The organism is Lentilactobacillus dabitei (genome assembly GCF_019061365.1).
Lineage (GTDB): Bacteria > Bacillota > Bacilli > Lactobacillales > Lactobacillaceae > Lentilactobacillus > Lentilactobacillus dabitei.
The window spans coordinates 691-1088 of the sequence record NZ_JAHPPD010000153.1 but is presented as its reverse complement, the minus strand read 5'-3'; the positions used below and the strand labels follow the sequence as shown (position 1 = coordinate 1088).

Here is a 398-nt window from a genome sequence, read left to right as displayed (position 1 = left end):
TGAGGTGTACCCCAAAAGTTAAAGTAAATATTTGCTTGTCTTTCCTAGGCGGCACGGAGTCGATAGCTTATCGGCGCTGTGCCGCCTAGTTTCATTTGTATTCGTTTGCTATTGTAATAGATTATCCACTTCTTGATAGCCGTTATCAATTCCTTAGCGGAATTGTAGTTGGATAAATTACCTAATTCAACTTTCAATTTGTTGAAGAAGCTTTCTATGCAGGCATTATCTAGGCAGGTTGCTCGTCGAGACATGCTGGGTGTAATGTGAGCGCTCTTTAGTTTCTTTTGCCATGCTTGATGTCGGTACTGCCAACCTTGGTCTGTGTGTAAGAATTGCTTGTATGGCTGATTTGGAATTAAATTGACGAGTGCTTCCAGAGGTTTTAAGGCAAACTC

Annotated in this window: 1 protein-coding gene; it reads right to left on the bottom strand. The window is 41.5% G+C overall.

Translation table 11 applies throughout. The annotated features are described in order from the left end of the window. Positions 1-44: 44 nt before the first annotated feature. Positions 45-398 (bottom strand): integrase core domain-containing protein (locus tag KTE19_RS13320; RefSeq protein WP_217342493.1); only part of this gene is annotated, 354 nt, incomplete at its 5' end.